Source organism: Burkholderia contaminans, assembly GCF_029633825.1.
Taxonomy (GTDB): Bacteria; Pseudomonadota; Gammaproteobacteria; order Burkholderiales; family Burkholderiaceae; genus Burkholderia; species Burkholderia contaminans.
In genome coordinates, this window is record NZ_CP090641.1 from 1,305,029 (window position 1) to 1,326,183 (window position 21,155).

General features: G+C 61.9%; 11 protein-coding genes, 2 tRNA genes, 3 rRNA genes and 1 pseudogene. 7 read left to right on the plus strand and 10 right to left on the minus strand.

Going from position 1 to position 21,155, the window contains the following annotated elements; translation table 11 throughout:
- Nucleotides 1-43 precede the first annotated feature (43 nt).
- Nucleotides 44-508 carry an Lrp/AsnC family transcriptional regulator gene (locus tag LXE91_RS23510; RefSeq protein WP_039339739.1) on the plus strand — a complete coding sequence of 155 codons (465 nt, stop codon included), beginning with the start codon at nucleotides 44-46 and terminating at the stop codon, nucleotides 506-508.
- Nucleotides 509-639: 131 nt separating this feature from the next.
- Here LXE91_RS23510 and LXE91_RS23515 read toward each other — a convergent pair whose 3' ends face one another.
- Nucleotides 640-1,551, minus strand: coding sequence for a LysR family transcriptional regulator (locus LXE91_RS23515; RefSeq protein ID WP_039339770.1), 912 nt, complete (start codon nucleotides 1,549-1,551; stop codon nucleotides 640-642).
- A gap of 138 nt (nucleotides 1,552-1,689) precedes the next feature.
- Between LXE91_RS23515 and speB the strand changes: the two genes are divergently transcribed.
- From speB to LXE91_RS23530, 3 genes are all read left to right on the plus strand, one after another.
- Nucleotides 1,690-2,646: an agmatinase gene (speB, locus tag LXE91_RS23520; protein ID WP_039339741.1), complete on the plus strand. Its 957-nt coding sequence runs from the start codon at nucleotides 1,690-1,692 to the stop codon at nucleotides 2,644-2,646.
- Between the two features lie 54 nt (nucleotides 2,647-2,700).
- Nucleotides 2,701-4,026 carry an MFS transporter gene (locus tag LXE91_RS23525; protein WP_039339743.1) on the plus strand — a complete coding sequence of 442 codons (1,326 nt, stop codon included), beginning with the start codon at nucleotides 2,701-2,703 and terminating at the stop codon, nucleotides 4,024-4,026.
- Between the two features lie 171 nt (nucleotides 4,027-4,197).
- On the plus strand, nucleotides 4,198-5,700 hold the full coding sequence (locus tag LXE91_RS23530) for a purine-cytosine permease family protein (RefSeq protein ID WP_046196904.1): 1,503 nt from the start codon (nucleotides 4,198-4,200) through the stop codon (nucleotides 5,698-5,700).
- 106 nt (nucleotides 5,701-5,806) lie between these two features.
- Here LXE91_RS23530 and metE read toward each other — a convergent pair whose 3' ends face one another.
- A complete protein-coding gene (gene metE, locus LXE91_RS23535; RefSeq protein ID WP_039339745.1) occupies nucleotides 5,807-8,101 on the minus strand; it encodes a 5-methyltetrahydropteroyltriglutamate--homocysteine S-methyltransferase in 2,295 nt (764 codons plus the stop codon).
- 128 nt (nucleotides 8,102-8,229) lie between these two features.
- Between metE and LXE91_RS23540 the strand changes: the two genes are divergently transcribed.
- Nucleotides 8,230-9,138, plus strand: a complete 909-nt coding sequence (locus LXE91_RS23540; RefSeq protein WP_039339747.1) for a LysR family transcriptional regulator — start codon at nucleotides 8,230-8,232, stop codon at nucleotides 9,136-9,138.
- 22 nt (nucleotides 9,139-9,160) lie between these two features.
- On the opposite strand, the pseudogene LXE91_RS23545 reads toward LXE91_RS23540, so the two are convergent.
- Nucleotides 9,161-9,568 (minus strand): annotated as a pseudogene (locus LXE91_RS23545) (CbtA family protein); the annotation flags it as partial.
- Nucleotides 9,569-9,768: 200 nt separating this feature from the next.
- Between LXE91_RS23545 and LXE91_RS23550 the strand changes: the two are divergent.
- On the plus strand, nucleotides 9,769-11,361 hold the full coding sequence (locus tag LXE91_RS23550; RefSeq protein ID WP_039339749.1) for an inorganic phosphate transporter: 1,593 nt from the start codon (nucleotides 9,769-9,771) through the stop codon (nucleotides 11,359-11,361).
- A gap of 366 nt (nucleotides 11,362-11,727) precedes the next feature.
- A complete protein-coding gene (locus tag LXE91_RS23555) occupies nucleotides 11,728-12,471 on the plus strand; it encodes a 2OG-Fe(II) oxygenase (protein WP_039339776.1) in 744 nt (247 codons plus the stop codon).
- Between the two features lie 274 nt (nucleotides 12,472-12,745).
- Here LXE91_RS23555 and LXE91_RS23560 read toward each other — a convergent pair whose 3' ends face one another.
- The 7 genes from LXE91_RS23560 to LXE91_RS23590 form a co-directional block, all read right to left on the minus strand.
- The gene (locus LXE91_RS23560; RefSeq protein ID WP_039339752.1) at nucleotides 12,746-14,170 is read right to left on the minus strand and encodes a DHA2 family efflux MFS transporter permease subunit; all 1,425 of its coding nucleotides are present in this window, start codon (nucleotides 14,168-14,170) and stop codon (nucleotides 12,746-12,748) included.
- 704 nt (nucleotides 14,171-14,874) lie between these two features.
- Nucleotides 14,875-14,987: ribosomal RNA gene (gene rrf / locus LXE91_RS23565) — 5S ribosomal RNA — on the minus strand.
- 154 nt (nucleotides 14,988-15,141) lie between these two features.
- A 23S ribosomal RNA gene (locus tag LXE91_RS23570) occupies nucleotides 15,142-18,022 on the minus strand.
- A 288-nt stretch (nucleotides 18,023-18,310) separates the two neighbouring features.
- Nucleotides 18,311-18,386: transfer RNA gene (locus LXE91_RS23575), tRNA-Ala, on the minus strand.
- Nucleotides 18,387-18,424: 38 nt separating this feature from the next.
- Nucleotides 18,425-18,501: transfer RNA gene (locus LXE91_RS23580), tRNA-Ile, on the minus strand.
- A gap of 63 nt (nucleotides 18,502-18,564) precedes the next feature.
- Nucleotides 18,565-20,097: ribosomal RNA gene (locus LXE91_RS23585) — 16S ribosomal RNA — on the minus strand.
- Together the 16S, 23S and 5S rRNA genes with 2 tRNA genes alongside form the textbook arrangement of a ribosomal RNA operon.
- A gap of 506 nt (nucleotides 20,098-20,603) precedes the next feature.
- Complete coding sequence (locus LXE91_RS23590) at nucleotides 20,604-21,155, minus strand: phosphonate degradation HD-domain oxygenase (RefSeq protein ID WP_039339474.1); 552 nt, start codon at nucleotides 21,153-21,155, stop codon at nucleotides 20,604-20,606.

Consider the following 21,155-nt stretch of genomic DNA (forward strand, 5'->3'; position numbering starts at 1 on the left):
GAATCCGCCACAATTATGGAATCCATAAAAGGATTCCGCCAACATGACCGAACTCGACAAAACCGACCGCGCCATCCTTGCCGCGGTGCAGCGCGACGGCCGCCTGCCGATCGCGCGCCTCGCCGATTCCGTAGGCCTCTCCGAGACCCCGTGCGCGCGGCGCCTGAAGCGTCTCGAAAGCGACGGCTACATCGAGCGCTATCGCGCGCAGCTGTCGCGCCAGGCGCTCGGTTTCGGTGTCGTCGCGTTCGTGCTGGTGCGGTTCGCGACGCACGATCGCAAGACCGCCGACCGCTTCGAGCGGGAGGTGCTCGGCATCGAGCGGATCCTCGCGTGCCACAACGTGGCGGGCACGGCCGACTATCTGCTGCAGGTCGTGGCGCGCGATCTCGACGACTACGGCACGTTCCTGCGCGAGTCGCTGCGGATGCTGCCGGGCGTGACGTCGATCGAATCCGCGCTGTCGCTGCGCGAGGTCAAGCATGACGCGGGGCTGCCGGTGCCGTGATGCCGGCGGGTGGACGGCACGCGCAAGCCGAACGCGTGGCCCGGTTCGTCACTTCGACGCCGATCGATGTGGGCCGCGCCGGATCGGGTCGCGCCGCCGAAACACTCGTTCACATTGTTGAAGCCGGCGGCCTACGCGATGTCGGGCGGCTGGTGCGCGTGTTCGAGATCCTCGAGAAACGCTTCCACGAGCGGATTGCCGCGCCCGTTGCGCGCGACGACCATGTGGAACGTCACGTCGTAGCGCAGCTGCTCCGGATTGAGCGGCGTGAGCAGCCCTTGCGCGACGTACGGTGCCGCGAAGTGCTGCGGCAGATAGCCGAGGTGGTGGCCGGACAGGATCAGCAGCGCAACGGCCTCCATGTTGTCGGCGGTCGCGGTCACGCGGTCGGGCGTCGTCGACATCTGCGCTTCGGGCAGCGGATACGAGCGCCACGCCCATTCGAAGCCCGCGACGTCGGCCGGCGTCAACGCGCCGGCGCCGTCGAACAGCGGATGGCCGCGCCCGCAGTACGCCACCTGGCGCTCGATGAACAGCGGCGTGTAGTGCAGCGTCGGCACCCGGTGCCAGAAGTAGCCGACCGCGATCTGGATCTCGTCGCTCAGCAGCTTTTCCTCTAGATCGCCCGGCGCGCGCACGGAAATCGAGAAACGCACGGCCTCGTCGCGGGTGCGGAACGCGGCGATTGCCTCGGCGATCCGTGCGTTCTGGCTCACCGGCGTATGGCCGATCAGGCCGATGTGCAACGTGCCGACCAGCTGGCGGTCCATGTGCCGCGCGGCCATCCCGAATTCATCAAGCGCGGCGAGCAGCTTGCGGCTCATTGCGTGAAACCGCTCGCCCTTCGGCGTGAGCCGGAAACCGCTGCGGCCGCGCTCGCAGAGCCGGTAGCCGAGCCGCGTCTCGAGCGACGACAGCTGCGCGCTGATCGTCGATTGCCCGACGTTCAGCACCGCCTGCGCGGCCGATACGCCGCCCGCTTCCGTGACCGCGAGAAATACGCGGATCAACCGCAGATCGAGGGTCGACAGATTCCCCAGCACGCTCATCCCCTTCCATACATCGATGAAAATCGATGTTTACGTCGATATCTTCGCATTCTTCTTTCCCGGCGGAGCGCGTAAAACTGTGCGCCAAGCCGCGTCGCATGATACGGCACCCCACATCGGAAGAGACAGCCCATGAACGACCACACCCATTTCCAGCCGCTCGGCGGCAATGAAATGCCGCGCTGCGGCGGCATCGCGACGATGATGCGCCTGCCGCACGTGGCGAGCGCCGAAGGCCTCGACGCCTGTTTCGTCGGCGTGCCGTTCGATCTCGGCACCTCCAACCGCACCGGCGCGCGCTTCGGCCCGCGCCAGATCCGAACCGAATCCGTGCTGCTGCGCCCGTACAACATGGCCACGCGCGCGGCACCGTTCGACTCGCTGCAGATCGCCGACATCGGCGACGTCGCGATCAATCCGTACAACCTGCACGATTCCATCGCACGCATCGAAGCCGCGTACGACGCGATCCTCGAGCACGACTGCAAGCCGATCACGCTCGGCGGCGACCATACGATCGCGCTGCCGATCCTGCGCGCGATCCACCGCAAGCACGGCAAGGTTGCATTGATCCACGTCGATGCACACGCCGACGTGAACGACACGATGATGGGAGAAAAGATCGCGCACGGCACGCCGTTCCGCCGCGCGGTCGAGGAAGGCCTGCTGCACGGCGACAAGGTCACGCAGATCGGCCTGCGCGGCACGGGTTACGCCGCCGAGGATTTCGACTGGTGCCGCGAGCAGGGCTTCCGCGTCGTCCAGGCCGAGGAATGCTGGAACAAGTCGCTCGCGCCGCTGATGGAAGAAGTGCGCGCGCGCATCGGCGACACGCCCGTCTACATCACGTTCGACATCGACGGCATCGACCCGGCCTACGCACCGGGCACCGGCACGCCGGAAATCGCGGGCCTCACGGTGCCGCAGGCGCTCGAGATCATCCGCGGCGCGAAGGGGTTGAACATCGTCGGTTGCGATCTCGTCGAAGTCGCGCCGCCGTACGACCCGTTCGGCACCACTGCGCTGCTCGGCGCGAACCTCGCGTACGAGCTGCTGTGCGTGCTGCCGGGCGTCGCATACCGCGACTGATCCCCGCGCCGACACCTATTCCAAATCAGGGCATTCAGAGGAGCACAAATCAAGATGGGGACTTCCGTCAAGCAACCCAAGCGGGCGGCGCTCGCGTCGTTCGTCGGCACCACGATCGAGTGGTACGACTTCTATAGCTACGCGACCGCCGCCGCCATCGTGTTCGGGCCGTTGTTCTTCCCCGGCGAAAACCGCTTCATCAGCCTGCTCGCGTCGTTCGGCTCGTTCGCGGTCGGCTTCTTCGCGCGGCCGCTCGGCGGCGTGATGTTCGGCTACCTCGGCGACCGCTTCGGCCGCAAGCGCTCGCTGCTCGCGACGCTGATGCTGATGGCCGTGTCGACCGTCGCGATCGGCCTGCTGCCGACTCATGCGCAAGCCGGCGTGATCGCACCGATCCTGCTCGTGCTGATGCGCGTGCTGCAAGGCATCGCGGTCGGCGGCGAATGGGGCGGCGCGGTGCTGCTCGCCGGCGAGCACGCGCCGGAAGGCAAGCGCACGTTCTTCGCGTCGTTCGCGCAGCTTGGCAGCGCGAGCGGCCTGATCCTGTCGATGCTCGCATTCGGCGCGATCAGCACGCTGTCGAAGGACGACATGATGAGCTGGGGCTGGCGCGTGCCGTTCCTGGCAAGTTCCGTACTGCTGATCGTCGGCTTCGTGATCCGCGCGAGCGTGTCGGAATCGCCCGAGTTCGAGGAAGTCAAGAAGAGCGGCAACATCGCGCAAAAACCGCTGCGCGAAGCGCTCAAGTACTGGCCGCTGCTGCTGCTCGCGATCGGTGCGAACGTGTACGGCATCGCCGGCGTGTATTTCAGCAACATCTTCATGATCAGCTACGCGACGCAGTTCCTGTCGCTCGACCGGTCGATGGTGCTGCATTGCATGACGATCGTCGCCGTGCTGCAGTTCGTCGTGCAGCTCGCGGCCGCGTTCCTCGCGCAGCGCTTCGGCACCACGCGCGTGCTGCTGATCACCGGCGCTTGGGCCGCGATCGTCCCGTTCGTCATGCTGCCGCTCGTTCACATGGGCTCGCCGCTGTCGATCACGGTCGGCGTCGGCCTCGCGACGCTCGCGGAATCGGGCTACTACTCGGTGGTCGCGGGCTTCGTCAGCGGCATCTTCGTCGCACGCATCCGCTACACGGCGATTTCGATTGCGTATCAGGTGTGCGGCGCGCTCGCCGGCGGCCTGACGCCGCTCGTCGCGACCATCATCGCGCAGAACACCGCGCCGCAATGGTGGCCGCTCGCGCTCCAGTACACGAGCGCCGCGATCCTGTCGTCGCTGTGCGTGTGGCTGATCTCGCGCCGTGTGAGCATCGACGATGCGGGCGCGGCGAACCGGAAGGAAACGCCGCTGCCGCGCAGCGTACGCACCGCGTAACGTCCCGCAACGGGCAGGCACCTCGCCTGCCCGTTTTTCGTTGCACACCCCGGCGGTGCGGCGCACCGCCTCCCGTTCCACGCTATTCATCGCTTGCCACGAAGGCGTCACGGCAGGCTGGCGCACGCGGTCGCAATGCCGAACCGCGCACGACCCAGGAGACAAGTCGTCATGACCCGCCCCGATACCCTCGATCTCGGTCGCACCGAATCGGCTGGCCTCGCGATCGAGCACCACTCGATCGACTACATTCCCGAACACGAGCGCCACGCAAAGCTCGCCAGCCAGGGGCCGTTCTGGTTCCTCGGCAACTTCCATTTCTTCACGATCTCGATCGGTTTTGTCGGGCCCGGCATGGGCCTGTCCGCCGGCTGGACGACGCTCGCAGGCGCGCTCGGGATCATGTTCGGCACGATCTTCATGGCGTTTCACGGCTCGCAGGGGCCCGAGATGGGGCTGCCGCAGATGATCCAGTCGCGCGCGCAGTTCGGCTATCGCGGCGTGATCGTCGCGCTGCTCGCGACACTATTCGTATTCGTCGGCTTCAATGTCGTCAACGTGTCGTTGATGGTCGACGGCGTGCACAACGTATTCGGGATCGACGGCGGCTTCGTCGCCGTCGCCGCCGTGACGACGGGCGCGCTGCTCGCCATCTACGGCCATGACCTGATGCATCGGACTTTCACGTGGGCGCTGATCGCGACACTGCCGCTCTATGCGCTCGTGACACTCGCACTCGCGTTCGGCCACGCGACGCCGGCCCCTGCCACCATTGCACCGGTTGCCGCTCCGGGCTTCAACTGGATCGCGTTCGCAACGCAATTCGCGATCGCCGCGAGCTACAACATTTCGTATGCGCCGTATGTGTCGGACTATTCGCGTTATCTGCCGAAAAACACGAGCCGTGCAAAGCTGATCGCAGTGATCTTCGCCGGCGCGTCGCTGTCGGGCACCTGGATGATCGGCCTCGGCGCGTGGCTCGCGCAGAAGCTGCATGCGGCCGATGCGCTGGTCGCGATGAACGACGTCGGCACGTCACTCATGCCGGGCCTCGGCAAGCTGATCGCGATCGTGTCGCTGGTCGGCTTCCTGCCGATCATCGCGCTCAACGCGTACAGCGCGATGCTGACCGTGCTGACCGCCGCCGATTCGATCGTGCCGATCCGGCCGACGCGCCGCGCGCGCGTTGCATCGATCATCGCGATCAGCACGTTCGTGCTGGCCTGCGTATTCGCGATCCGCGGCAACGGCATCGCGCTGCTGCAGACGTTCCTGACGCTGATGCTCTACTTCCTCGTGCCGTGGACCGCCGTGAATCTCGTCGACTATTTCTTCGTACGCCGCGGGCACTATGCGATCGCGCACTTCTTCACGCCGAACGGGCTCTACGGCGCGTGGCAACCGCGCGGCATCGTCGCCTACCTCGTCGGCTTCGCGGCGATGGTGCCGTTCTTCTACATCTTCGACGCCGAGGCGAACCGCGAGATTTTCGTCGGGCCGTTCGCTCGAATGCTCGGCGGCGTGGATATCGCGTGGCTCGTCGGCCTGGTGGTCGCGGGGGCTGCGTACTGGCTGCTGTCGAGGTCGCTCGACCTCGCACGCGAACGCCGCATCATTGCCGAGACGCCATCACCCGAAACGCTCGCGGAGCCGCTCGAACACGAGCGCGCGTGACCGCACATTGCCCGTGACACCGGGCCAGCCCGTCACGGAATGAGTCGCGCCGTCGGCCGCCGCGCCCGATCATCGATCGCGGCGGCCGGCACGCGACCTTCGCGCGTTACTGCACCGGGTTGCGCAGCGTCTTCGCGGCGGCGACCATGTTCGTCAGCGCCGGAATCACTTCCGCCCACTGGCGCGTCTTCAGGCCGCAGTCCGGGTTCACCCACAGGCGTTCCGCCGGAATCCGCTCAGCCGCCTTCTTCATCAGGCCGACGATATGCTCCTGCGTCGGGATGTTCGGCGAATGAATGTCGTACACGCCTGGCCCGATTTCGTTCGGATACTTGAAGTCGTCGAACGCATCGAGCAGCTCCATGTCCGAGCGCGACGTCTCGATCGTGATCACGTCCGCATCCATGTCGGCGATCGACGCGATGATGTCGTTGAACTCCGAATAGCACATGTGCGTGTGGATCTGCGTATCGTCCTGTACGCCGTTCGCGGTGATGCGGAACGATTCGACCGCCCACTTCAGGTACGCGTCCCACTGCGCGCGGCGCAGCGGCAGCCCTTCGCGCAGCGCCGCCTCGTCGATCTGGATCACGCGCACGCCGGCCTTCTCGAGATCGAGCACTTCTTCACGGATCGCCAGCGCAAGCTGGTAGCACGACACCGAGCGCGGCTGGTCGTCGCGCACGAACGACCAGTTCAGGATCGTCACCGGGCCGGTCAGCATGCCCTTTATCGGCTTGTTCGTCAGCGACTGCGCGTACGTGATCCACTCGACCGTCATCGCCTTCGGGCGGCTGATGTCGCCGAACAGGATCGGCGGCTTCACGCAGCGCGATCCGTACGACTGCACCCAGCCGAACTGGCTGAACGCGTAGCCGTCGAGCTGCTCGCCGAAGTATTCGACCATGTCGTTGCGCTCGGCTTCGCCGTGCACGAGCACGTCGAGTTCGAGCGATTCCTGCTCGCGGACGCTGCGCTCGATCTCGGCGCGCATCGCCGCGCGGTAGCCGGCTTCATCCAGCGCGCCGGCCTTGAACTGGCTGCGGGCCTGGCGGATTTCGCCGGTCTGCGGGAACGAGCCGATCGTCGTCGTCGGGAACGCGGGCAGGTTCAGGCGTGCCGACTGCTTCGGCGCGCGCTGCGTATAGGGGCTCACGCGGTTGCCGAGCTGCGCATCGATCCGGGCGATCGCGGCCTTCACCACCGGGTTGTTCACGCGCGGCGAATAGCGACGCGAATGAATCGCGGCGGCGTTCGCGGCCAGCGCATCGGCCACCTTGTCGCGGCCTTCGTTCAGTGCGGTCGCGAGTACCTTCAGCTCGTCGAGCTTCTGTAGCGCGAACGCGAGCCATGACCGGATTTCCGCATCGAGCTTCTCCTCGCTCGCGAGATCGACCGGCACGTGCAGCAGCGAGCACGACGGCGCGAGCCACAGGCGATCGCCCAGTTGCTTCGCGAGCGGCTCGAGCCAGTCGAGCGTCGCGTTCAGGTCGGTCTTCCAGATGTTGCGGCCGTTGATCGCACCCACCGACAGCACGCGCGAGGCCGGCAGTTCACGCACCAGCGCGGCGACTTCGTCGCGTGCGTTGATCGCATCGACATGCAGGCCGTCGACCGACAGCGAACTCGCGAGCGCCAGATTGCCCTGCAGTTGGCCAAAGTACGTCGCGAGCAGCACCTTGATGCGACGCGTTTCGAGCGCGGCGTACGCGGTCTCGAAGGCTTGTTGCCACTCGGCGTCGAGTTCGGTGACGAGGATCGGCTCGTCGATCTGCACCCATTCGACGCCCTGCGCGGTCAGCGTGTCGAGCAGCGCGCCGTACACCGGCAGCAGCTTCGGCAGCAGCGCGAGGCGGTCGGAATCGTCCTTCGCCTTGCCGAGCCACAGATACGTGACGGGGCCGAGGATCACCGGCTTCGCGGCCACGCCCTGCGCCTGCGCTTCCGCCAGTTGCTGGAGCAGACGCGACGGATCGAGCGAGAAGTTCGTGTCCGCGTGGAATTCCGGCACGATGTAGTGGTAGTTCGTGTCGAACCACTTCGTCATTTCACCGGCCGCGACGCCGCCGCAGCACGCGGCATGCGCGTCCGCCGACTGCGCCGAACGGCCGCGCGCGACACGGAAATAGTTGTCGAGCACGTCGCCGTGGAAACCCTGCACGCGCTTCGGCAGGTTGCCGAGCGTGAAGCTCATGTCCAGCACCTGATCGTAGAACGCGAAGTCGCCGATCGGCGCCAGGTCCAGGCCGCGCTGATCGTTCCAGTGACGCTGGCGCAACTCGGCGCCAAGCGCCTTCAGCTCGTCGCGCGACGATTCACCTTTCCAGTAGCGTTCGAGACCGAACTTGAGTTCGCGCTTCGCGCCGATGCGCGGAAAACCGAGGTTGTGTGTCGTGACCATGAGCTGCCGTCCAGAAGGGAAATTGAATGTCCGGCAGCCATGATAGGGATTTCAACACATGAAATAAAATGGCATTATTTCATTCATCCATTAAAACTGTTCATGTATCTATTGCGCGAGCGATACCCATGCTGGAACGATTCCATCTCGTCGTCATTCGTGAGGTCGAGCGCCAGGGCTCGCTGACCGCGGCCGCAAATGCGCTGCACCTCACGCAATCGGCGCTCAGCCATACCGTCCGGAAAATCGAGCAGCAGCTCGGCACACCGATCTGGGATCGGGAGGGTCGCGGCCTGCGGCTCACGCAGGGCGGGCAGTATCTGCTGAAGCTGGCGCATCGGCTGCTGCCGCAGTTCGAGCTCGCCGAGGAGCGGATGAAGCAGTACGCAAAGGGCGAGCGCGGCACGCTGCGCATCGGGATGGAGTGCCACCCGTGCTACCAGTGGCTGCTGAAGGTCGTGTCGCCGTACCTGTCGCGCTGGCCCGACGTCGACGTCGACGTGAAGCAGCGCTTCCAGTTCGGCGGCATCGGCGCGCTGTTCGGCTATGACATCGACGTGCTCGTGACGCCCGATCCGCTGAACAAGCCGGGCCTGCGCTTCGATCCCGTGTTCGACTACGAGCAGGTGCTGGTGGTCGCCGATTCACACCGGTTCGCGAACGCCGACTATGTAACGCCCGAGCAGCTGACCGACGAGATCCTGATCACCTACCCGGTCGAAACCGACCGACTCGACATCTACAACCAGTTCCTGACGCCGGCCGGCATCGTGCCGAGGCGGCACAAGTCGATCGAAACGACCGACATCATGCTGCAGATGGTCGCGAGCGGGCGCGGCGTGGCCGCGCTGCCGAGATGGCTTGCCGACGAATACGCGGACCGGATGCCGGTCGTGCCGGTCAAGCTGGGCAAGAAGGGAATCGCGAAGCAGATCTTCCTCGGCATCCGCGACGCGGATGCGTCGGTCGACTATCTGGCCGCGTTCGTCGCGCTGGCGCGCGAATCGACGTGGAGCGCGCCACGCATGCTGCGCTAGGCGCGCTCCGTTGCGCTGTGCGTCAGGCGGCGCGCATGCCGACGCGTTCGCCGCGCTCGACCCATGCGCCGAACAACAGGCCGATCGTCGTCCACATGATCACCTGCATGCCGATGGCCGCCACGCGGAATTTCCAGAGCAAGGCCGCCGGGAAACCGGCCGGCAACTCGCTGACCGACGGCAGCCCGATCTGCACGGCCGCGATGATCGCGACGAACACGAGCCCGGCGACGATCGACGCGTTCCACTGCCCGAGCTTCGCCAGCAGATGGCGGCGCACGCTGACCGAGAACACCATCGTCGCGACCGGGATCGCGATCATCAGGAAGAACAACCCCGTGCGATAGCCGATCGTGTCGGGCTCGCCGACCGACGGCGGATTGGCCGGGTACTTGATGTTCGGCACGATCACGAGCGCGACGATCGGCGCGACATGGCGACGTAGCCGCCTGCCGTGTCGCGTTTGCGATATCGACCACGACACGAGCCGACGCGACGCGTCGTATCGCCATTGCCTGGCGACGTTCACCTTACATCGCGGCAAGACATTCCGTTCGTTCTCCCTGCTGTCATCAAACTGACTGCTAGCCAAAGCTAGGATCGATCGAGGTTCCCTTACGAGATACCGTCATGAATCAACCTGCTTCGTCTGCCCCGAACAATTCGGGTTCCGTCGAGCGCACCAAACAGCTCGGCTACGTCGTCTTCCTGCTGGTGCTCGCGATCGGTGCGGTCTATATCGCCACGCACCTGGTCGACGATCTGTCGCCGATGCGCGAGGGATCGCTGTTCCCGTACCTGATGCTCGGCGCCGCGCTGCTGATCGCGCTCGGCTTCGAATTCGTCAACGGTTTCCACGACACCGCGAACGCGGTAGCGACCGTGATCTATACGCACTCGCTGACGCCGAACGTCGCGGTGATCTGGTCGGGCATGTGGAATTTCCTCGGCGTGATGATCTCGAGCGGCGCCGTCGCGTTCGGCATCCTGCAACTGCTGCCGGTCGAGCTGATCCTGCAGGTCGGCAGCGGTGCGGGCTTCGCAATGGTGTTCGCGCTGCTGATCGCCGCGATCGTATGGAATCTCGCGACCTGGTATTTCGGGTTGCCGTCGTCGAGCTCGCATACGCTGATCGGGTCGATCATCGGCGTCGGGCTGATGAACCAGCTGATGCACGGGCCGTCCGGCACGAGCGGCGTCGACTGGGGCCAGGCGCTCGGCGTCGGCAAGTCGCTGCTGCTCTCGCCGCTCGTCGGCTTCCTGTGCGCGGCGCTGCTGCTGCTCGTGCTGAAAACGCTCGTGCGGATTCCGGAGTTGTACAAGGAGCCGCCGAAGGACCAGCCGCCGCCGTTCTGGATTCGTTGCCTGCTGATCCTGACCTGCACGGGCGTGTCGTTCGCGCACGGCTCGAACGACGGCCAGAAAGGGATGGGGCTCATCATGCTGATCCTGATCGGCACGGTGCCGACCGCGTATGCGCTGAACAAGGCCGTGACGCCGGCCGAGACACAGACCTTCGTGGCGGTCGCGAACCAGGCAGCCGCGACGTTCGGGAAGTACACGAACGGCGTTGCACCGTCCGCGAACCCGCGCGCCGACGTCGAGCTTTACGTACAGCATCGCGAACTGACGCCGGCCGTGATCCCCGCCGTTCAGCAGTTGTCCACGTCGCTCGCGACCGCGGTCGGTGCATCGGGCTCGATGGCGGCCGTGCCGCAACGCGACGTCGACAACGTGCGCAACACGATGTATCTGGTATCCGAAGCAATCCGCCTGATCGAGAAGTCTGGTCAGCCCGCGTTCGCCGCCGACGACAAGCTCGCGATCGACAACTATCGCAAGCAGCTCGACCACGCGACCAAGTTCATTCCGACGTGGGTGAAGGTTGCGGTCGCGATCGCACTGGGCCTCGGCACGATGGTGGGCTGGAAGCGGATCGTCGTGACCGTCGGCGAAAAAATCGGCAAGCAGCATCTGACGTACGGACAGGGCGCATCGGCCGAACTCGTCGCGATGCTCACGATCGGCGCGGCCGATGTGTACGGATTGCCGGTGTCGACGACGCACGTGTTGTCGTCGGGCGTCGCCGGCACGATGGCGGCGAACGGATCGGGCTTGCAATGGAGCACGGTGCGCAGCCTCGTGCTGGCGTGGGTGCTCACGCTGCCGGCGTCGATCGTGCTTGCCGGCGGGCTCTATTGGTTGTTCCGGTCGGTGGCGTAAGCCGTGATGCGGCGGGTGGCTGGCAGGAGCCGGCTACCTGCTGCGGAAGAGTCGTCCCTCGGCTCTGGGCCTTTCCGCCTTTCCGCCTTTCCGCCTTTCCGCCTTTCCGCCTTTCCGCCTTTCCGCCTTTCCGCCTTTCCGCCTTTCCGATTGGCCCCGTCGACGCATCCCGTGCGTCCATGCCGTCGCGAGCGCTCACCTTCTTCGTTTCCCGAATTGAAGCGCAAGATCTGGAACGCGCCGGCGCGAGTACACCCATAGACTGGGCTCATCAACATTTGTCGTAGGCTCCATCGTGCGGACAACGTGGCCAACGCATCCGCACGACTATATGGCGCCACATTGCCGACGAACCGAGGAATGCCCGTGAACATTGCCGACCTGCAACCTGCCGTCGAATCGGTGGAAATCGCGCAACGCGTCGACGCGATCGACTGGACGACCGTCGATGCCGATCTCGATCGCTACGGATGCGTGCGCGTGCCGGGCCTGATCTCGGCAAGCGAATGCGCGGCGCTCGCGTCGCTCTATCCTCACGATGCGCTCTATCGCTCGCGCGTCGTGATGGCGCGGCACGGATTTGGTCGCGGCGAATACAAGTATTTCGCGTATCCGCTCCCCGTGGCCATCGCCGAACTGCGTGCGACGATCTATCCGCATCTCGCGCCAATCGCGAATCGCTGGAACAAGGCCCTCGGGATCGACGTCCGCTATCCGGCAGACCACGCGGCCTTCCTCGATCGCTGCCATGCAGCAGGACAAACGCGACCGACGCCGCTGATCCTGCAATACGGCGCCGACGACTACAACTGCCTTCATCAGGACCTGTATGGCGAGCACGTGTTTCCGCTCCAGGTCGCGATCCTGTTGTCGGCGCCGGGCCGTGATTTCACCGGTGGCGAATTCGTTCTGACGGAACAGCGACCACGCATGCAGTCGCGCGCGGAAGTGGTGCCGCTGACACAAGGCGACGCCGTCATCTTCGCCGTGCACGGCAGGCCCGTGCAGGGAACGCGCGGCGTCTATCGTGTCAACCTGCGCCACGGCGTCAGCCGGATCCGGAGCGGCCACCGCCACACGGTCGGCATCATCTTCCATGACGCGCTGTAACGGCGACCGGGGCGAGCACGACGTTGTCGCGCCATTCATCACACCGGCGGACTCGCGCGGAAATATCGCGCATCCGACGTGCCAATCGCGCGTGATCGATCGGGGTTCCTGGCAAGCAGGAATCACCGCGCAATCAGTTCACTCGTCCACCGTGGCAGATGACCATTTCCGCTTCCCGTCGAAACTGTCGCTACACGTCGGACCCACGTTCAAAGTGAGCGACAGAGCGCTCCGACACTCACCTGTCGCAGCAACAGTCGACAGAAAACGCGGCCTACCCGCGCGCCACATTCGCCCGCAGCCGGTCGCCCGCATCGGAAGCGAGCCGTGCGTAGCCCGGCAACGTCAGCAACGCGAGCACGCCCGCCGCGACGAACGCCCAGCGGAAGTCGTCAAGCACGTAGTGCACGCCGGCCGCATCGCCCCGCACCAGCGCCGCGAGTCGAAGCGACAACGCACCGAACGCAATGCCCATCCCGATCGTCATCTGCTGAGCAGCGCTCCACAGCGTGCTCGCCGCGCTTGTCTGCCGGGCCGGGATATCCGCATAGGCCAGCGTCGCGAGCGTCGTGAACTGCATCGACCGCGTCAGTCCGTAGACGAATACGACGACTAGCGTGATCGCCAGTGGCGTCGATGCGGTCAGCCAGCCGCATGCGATCGTGAACAGGCCGACTATCGTCACGTCGACGAGCGCAACGCGCCGGAAGCCAAAGCGATCGAGAATCCACGACGTTCCCGCCTTCATCCCGAGATTGCCGAGCGCGCTTGCGAGCAGCAGCAGGCCGGACTGGAATGGCGACAACCCGAAGCCGATCTGGAACAACAGCGGCAGCAGGTACGGCACGGCATTGATGGCCATCCGCGTGATCGACCCGGTGATCACCGTCACCGAGAAGGTCGGCACCTTCAATGTCGTGAAGTCGAGCAACGGATGCGTGCAACGTTGCGCATGCCACCATGCGGCAATGCCGAACAGCACGCTTGCGCCCACTAGGACTGCCGCACGCGTAAAGTGAACGTCCTGCTGGCCGGCCGCTTCGGTGCCGATCAGCAGACAGGTCAGCGCGCCCCCGGCGAGCATGAAACCCACCCAGTCGAGTGGCCGTTGCTCGTCTGCTCGCGTGTTCCGGACAATCAGCCAGGTGCAGACCAGTGCCGCAATCCCGAACGGGACGTTCAGCAGGAAGATCCATCGCCACGACGCATAGGTCGTGATGAAGCCGCCGATCGGCGGCCCGACGACAGGGGCGACGATGCCTGGCCACGTGATCGTCGCGATCGCGCGCATCAGCTTTGCCTTCTCGGTGCTGCGAACGACGATCATCCGCCCGACCGGCACCATCATCGCCCCGCCGACGCCTTGCAGCAGGCGCGCAGCGGTGAATGTCACGACACCCTCGGACAACCCGCACAGCACCGACGCACCGGTAAAGACGACGATCGCGCTGGCGAACACCGTGCGCGAGCCATAGCGGTCCGCGATCCAGCCGCTGATCGGGATGAATACGGCAAGCGCCAGCATGTAGGCCGTCATTCCGAGGCTCAGCGCGTTCGGCCCGACGCCGAACGAGCGCGCCATTTGCGGCAGCGCGGTCGCGATCACCGTCGTGTCGAGGTACTCCATGAAGAACGTTGCGGCGACGAGATACGGCAAGAAGTCGGTCGTCCGACCACCTTGGGCAGGGCTGTCAGTCATGAACGGTACGGGAGACGGAATACGGAGGACACCGACCGCCGGCGGTTGCCTGGAAACGCCGGGAATCGGGACGAAAGGCGATATTACCCCGAAGGGCGCGCGCTCCGCTCTGCCGGGCCTGTCGCGCGAATGGACTTTATGCGCATAGATTTTTATGACGATTTGGCGCTGAGTTCGTTGTGTGCGCCGACGATTGCGTCGATGCATCGTGTCGAAGGACCGGTAGATGGTTCAAGATGCCATTTGCCCGGACACATCAATCGCCAGTCATTTTCGACAAACGTCGCACATCATCAGCCATTCCGCTGCCATTCCGGATAAATCGACGTCTAATTGAATCGACGTCTGATGTGGACTACTGGGGGTCGATTGATGTGTGGTACAGGGAGAGCGTTGGGAGATCTCATTAGCGCAGCGCTGCAGATCGCTCGAGAACAGCGGTGACCTGAGTCGCCGCATTCGACGCTCCGATTCCAGCCAGGTTGACGTGCGGCGCAGCCAATGGCCGAGAACATTGAAGGCCTGGATCGACGCATTCCACGCCTCAGTCTCGCCAGATTGACGTGCGGTGCGGCGAAACGTGCCTGGAGGTAGGAGTGCCGCGGAGCTGTATCAAGCCGGCCGCCCATCCCGGTCCCCCGCGCATTTCCGTCGCTGAAATGCAAAAACCCCCGCCTTTCGGGCGGGGGTCTCTGGCTTAGGGAGCCTGACGATTACCTACTTTCACACGGGAATCCGCACTATCATCGGCGTAGAGTCGTTTCACGGTCCTGTTCGGGATGGGAAGGGGTGGGACCGACTCGCTATGGTCATCAGGCAAAAGGGGTTGTTGCGCTGGCTTCGCAGCACAACCAATCCTGGAAGAAGCAGTAATCTTGAGTTGTGTGTATCACACACGAGAATCCAACTTATCGCTTTGGATCGCAGCCAGTGCTGTCGCACGGCGCCGATCTACAAGGCAGACTTGTTATAGGATCAAGCCTTACGGGCAATTAGTATCAGTTAGCTGAACGCATTACTGCGCTTACACACCTGACCTATCAACGTCCTGGTCTCGAACGACCCTTCAAGGGGATCTAGTCCCCAGGGATATCTCATCTTAAGGCGAGTTTCCCGCTTAGATGCTTTCAGCGGTTATCTCTTCCGAACATAGCTACCCGGCGATGCCACTGGCGTGACAACCGGTACACCAGAGGTTCGTCCACTCCGGTCCTCTCGTACTAGGAGCAGCCCCCTTCAAATATCCAACGCCCACGGCAGATAGGGACCAAACTGTCTCACGACGTTTTAAACCCAGCTCACGTACCTCTTTAAATGGCGAACAGCCATACCCTTGGGACCGGCTACAGCCCCAGGATGAGATGAGCCGACATCGAGGTGCCAAACACCGCCGTCGATATGAACTCTTGGGCGGTATCAGCCTGTTATCCCCAGAGTACCTTTTATCCGTTGAGCGATGGCCCTTCCATACAGAACCACCGGATCACTATGACCTGCTTTCGCACCTGCTCGACTTGTCGGTCTCGCAGTTAAGCACGCTTATGCCATTGCACTATCAGCACGATTTCCGACCGTACCTAGCGTACCTTCGTACTCCTCCGTTACGCTTTGGGAGGAGACCGCCCCAGTCAAACTGCCTACCATGCACTGTCCCCGACCCGGATCACGGGCCAAGGTTAGAACCTCAAACAAACCAGGGTGGTATTTCAAGGACGGCTCCACCGAAACTAGCGTTCCGGTTTCATAGCCTCCCACCTATCCTACACAGATCGGTTCAAAGTCCAATGCAAAGCTACAGTAAAGGTTCATGGGGTCTTTCCGTCTAGCCGCGGGTAGATTGCATCATCACAAACACTTCAACTTCGCTGAGTCTCGGGAGGAGACAGTGTGGCCATCGTTACGCCATTCGTGCAGGTCGGAACTTACCCGACAAGGAATTTCGCTACCTTAGGACCGTTATAGTTACGGCCGCCGTTTACCGGGACTTCAATCAAGAGCTTGCACCCCATCATTTAATCTTCCGGCACCGGGCAGGCGTCACACCCTATACGTCCACTTTCGTGTTTGCAGAGTGCTGTGTTTTTATTAAACAGTCGCAGCCACCAGTTTATTGCAACCCCTTCACCCTTCTGGCGCAAGCCAGTCAAGCTACAAGGGCGTACCTTATCCCGAAGTTACGGTACCAATTTGCCGAGTTCCTTCTCCCGAGTTCTCTCAAGCGCCTTAGAATACTCATCTCGCCCACCTGTGTCGGTTTGCGGTACGGTCATCGTTAGACTGAAGCTTAGAGGCTTTTCTTGGAACCACTTCCAATTGCTTCGCTCCCTAAGGAGCTCGCGCCACACCCTTGAATTCCGCGCCCGGATTTGCCTAAGCGCCTTCTCCAATGCAGCGACCGGGACTTCCAACACCCGGACAACCTTCCGCGATCCGTCCCCCCATCGCATCTAACAATGGTGCAGGAATATTGACCTGCTTCCCATCAGCTACGCATTTCTGCCTCGCCTTAGGGGCCGACTCACCCTACGCCGATGAACGTTGCGTAGGAAACCTTGGGCTTACGGCGAGGGGGCCTTTCACCCCCTTTATCGCTACTCATGTCAGCATTCGCACTTCCGATACCTCCAGCACCCTTTACAAAGCACCTTCGCAGGCTTACGGAACGCTCTCCTACCATGCGTGCTAAGCACGCATCCGCAGCTTCGGTATATAGCTTAGCCCCGTTACATCTTCCGCGCAGGACGACTCGATCAGTGAGCTATTACGCTTTCTTTAAAGGGTGGCTGCTTCTAAGCCAACCTCCTGACTGTTTTAGCCTTCCCACTTCGTTTCCCACTTAGCTATATTTGGGGACCTTAGCTGGCGGTCTGGGTTGTTTCCCTCTTGACACCGGACGTTAGCACCCGATGTCTGTCTCCCGTGATTGCACTCTTCGGTATTCGGAGTTTGCTATGGCGGGGTAATCTGCAATAGACCCCCCAACCATGACAGTGCTCTACCCCCGAAGGTGAGACACGAGGCACTACCTAAATAGTTTTCGGAGAGAACCAGCTATTTCCAGGTTTGTTTAGCCTTTCACCCCTATCCACAGCTCATCCCCTAACTTTTCAACGTTAGTGGGTTCGGACCTCCAGTACGTGTTACCGCACCTTCATCCTGGCCATGGATAGATCACCTGGTTTCGGGTCTACGCCCAGCAACTGAACGCCCTATTCGGACTCGCTTTCGCTACGCCTGCCCTATACGGTTAAGCTTGCTACTGAACGTAAGTCGCTGACCCATTATACAAAAGGTACGCCGTCACCCCTTACGAGGCTCCGACTGTTTGTATGCATGCGGTTTCAGGATCTATTTCACTCCCCTCCCGGGGTTCTTTTCGCCTTTCCCTCACGGTACTGGTTCACTATCGGTCGATCACGAGTATTTAGCCTTGGAGGATGGTCCCCATCTTCAGACAGGATTTCACGTGTCCCGCCCTACTTGTCGCACACCTAGTTCTTTTCATACTGTTTTCGCCTACAGGGCTATCACCTGCTATGGCCGCACTTTCCAGAGCGTTCGGCTAACAATACAAATAAAGAGTGCAAGGCTCATCCCATTTCGCTCGCCACTACTTTGGGAATCTCGGTTGATTTCTTTTCCTGCGGTTACTTAGATGTTTCAGTTCACCGCGTTCGCTTCGCATGGCCTATGTATTCAGCCATGGATACTCCAAAAGGAGTGGGTTTCCCCATTCGGACATCTACGGATCAAAGCTTGTTTGCCAGCTCCCCGTAGCTTTTCGCAGGCTACCGCGTCCTTCATCGCCTGTGATCGCCAAGGCATCCACCACATGCACTTGTTCGCTTGACCCTATAACGAGTCTGTCTCATCGACAGTCGCTACAGGTTGAGTTCTCGCGTTGTGCCGTATTCCAATTGAGTCAAACATAGAGTTCGAATCATCTTGAGATACATCGATACAATCACAACCCGGATAACTTTCACGTCCATCTCAAGACGCTTCCGCTATCCAAATTACTTACTTCTTCCAGATTGTTAAAGAACGACAGCCGATACATACTACGTATCACTCTGACTGGCTCAATCGCCAATGACAAAGACTCGAACAATCGTCATTCGAATGTTTGTCATTGAAGATTGGTGGAGGCAGACGGGATCGAACCGACGACCCCCTGCTTGCAAAGCAGGTGCTCTCCCAGCTGAGCTATGCCCCCATGAGTACAGATTTGCCTCAGGTGTTACCGCCAGACAATGGTGGGTCTGGTTGGATTCGAACCAACGACCCCCGCCTTATCAAGACGGTGCTCTAACCGACTGAGCTACAGACCCCTGAGTCTGTCTTTAAATTTACAGCCGATAAGCGTGAGCGCTCAACTTTGCGAGAAGCTCTGGAAAGGAGGTGATCCAGCCGCACCTTCCGATACGGCTACCTTGTTACGACTTCACCCCAGTCATGAATCCTACCGTGGTGACCGTCCTCCTTGCGGTTAGACTAGCCACTTCTGGTAAAACCCACTCCCATGGTGTGACGGGCGGTGTGTACAAGACCCGGGAACGTATTCACCGCGGCATGCTGATCCGCGATTACTAGCGATTCCAGCTTCATGCACTCGAGTTGCAGAGTGCAATCCGGACTACGATCGGTTTTCTGGGATTAGCTCCCCCTCGCGGGTTGGCAACCCTCTGTTCCGACCATTGTATGACGTGTGAAGCCCTACCCATAAGGGCCATGAGGACTTGACGTCATCCCCACCTTCCTCCGGTTTGTCACCGGCAGTCTCCTTAGAGTGCTCTTGCGTAGCAACTAAGGACAAGGGTTGCGCTCGTTGCGGGACTTAACCCAACATCTCACGACACGAGCTGACGACAGCCATGCAGCACCTGTGCGCCGGTTCTCTTTCGAGCACTCCCACCTCTCAGCGGGATTCCGACCATGTCAAGGGTAGGTAAGGTTTTTCGCGTTGCATCGAATTAATCCACATCATCCACCGCTTGTGCGGGTCCCCGTCAATTCCTTTGAGTTTTAATCTTGCGACCGTACTCCCCAGGCGGTCAACTTCACGCGTTAGCTACGTTACTAAGGAAATGAATCCCCAACAACTAGTTGACATCGTTTAGGGCGTGGACTACCAGGGTATCTAATCCTGTTTGCTCCCCACGCTTTCGTGCATGAGCGTCAGTATTGGCCCAGGGGGCTGCCTTCGCCATCGGTATTCCTCCACATCTCTACGCATTTCACTGCTACACGTGGAATTCTACCCCCCTCTGCCATACTCTAGCCTGCCAGTCACCAATGCTGTTCCCAGGTTGAGCCCGGGGATTTCACATCGGTCTTAGCAAACCGCCTGCGCACGCTTTACGCCCAGTAATTCCGATTAACGCTCGCACCCTACGTATTACCGCGGCTGCTGGCACGTAGTTAGCCGGTGCTTATTCTTCCGGTACCGTCATCCCCCGACTGTATTAGAGCCAAGGATTTCTTTCCGGACAAAAGTGCTTTACAACCCGAAGGCCTTCTTCACACACGCGGCATTGCTGGATCAGGCTTTCGCCCATTGTCCAAAATTCCCCACTGCTGCCTCCCGTAGGAGTCTGGGCCGTGTCTCAGTCCCAGTGTGGCTGGTCGTCCTCTCAGACCAGCTACTGATCGTCGCCTTGGTAGGCCTTTACCCCACCAACTAGCTAATCAGCCATCGGCCAACCCTATAGCGCGAGGCCCGAAGGTCCCCCGCTTTCATCCGTAGATCGTATGCGGTATTAATCCGGCTTTCGCCGGGCTATCCCCCACTACAGGACATGTTCCGATGTATTACTCACCCGTTCGCCACTCGCCACCAGGTGCAAGCACCCGTGCTGCCGTTCGACTTGCATGTGTAAGGCATGCCGCCAGCGTTCAATCTGAGCCAGGATCAAACTCTTCAGTTTAAACCTGTTACTGTTTTCGGTTCAGTTAAGAACCGGTCGCTCACTCAAAGCTGACAGGAATATGAATCACTTCATAAACCTGACTTACTTTAGTGTGAGACTCTTGATACTTTCGCTATCTGATCCGAGGATCAGCTCGCTGCCATCAAGCGCCCACACTTATCGGCTGTTAATTTTTAAAGAGCATTCTGCGAGGAACTTCGTGTTTCCCGGCAGCGCTGCGTTTTCAGCAGCAGAGAAGCGAGATTATGAACCGTGTTTCGCAGTTCGTCAACAACTTTTTACACTACATCGTTGCGACTGCGGGGCTCAACTTCCAGGCCGGCTGCGCGCTACAGACTGCTGCGCTCCACCAACCTTGCTTCCCTCTCCCGCGCCGCGTTTCCGTTAGCGCGAAAGAGGCGTGATTGTAGGCACCCGCTTCGATCTGCGCAAGGGGTTTCTCAAAAAATATAAGGCCCCGCACGCTACCGCGTGCGGGGCCTTATATAGAAGCAGCCGAACCGTCAGGCTGCGCGCACCTGGCGCGCGACGATCTCCATATAGTGATCGAGATCCGGCGTCACCTTGCCTTCTTCCTTCGCCGTGTCGTCCCAGCGGCGCAGACGCAGTGCGTCCTCCGCGAACGGGCGCTGCATGAACGCCGCGGTCTCCTCTTCACTGAAGATGCCGCCCTGCAGCGCGAGGCTACGCACCGAGTCCGGCGACAGGCTCTCGAAGTAGCCGGCGTCCGTGCGGCACAGGCAGCGCTTCGCGTCGACGTGCAGCCGGATCGGCTCCAGTACCGCGTCGGAAAACAGCGGCCGCAGGAACGGCAGCACGTAATACTGATGCAGATCGTCGATCCCGCGCGCGCTCGGCGTCTCGCCCTGGCGATTCAGCAGATGCCCGAGGTCATGCAGGAACGCCGCCGCGACCAGCGCTTCGTCAGCCCCCGCCTCTTCGGCCAGCAATCCGCTCTGCAATGCATGCTCGAGCTGCGTGACCGGCTCGCCGCTATAGGCCACATGGCCATGCTCACGATACAGCCCGTGGATCTCTTCCACCGTCAATGCCAT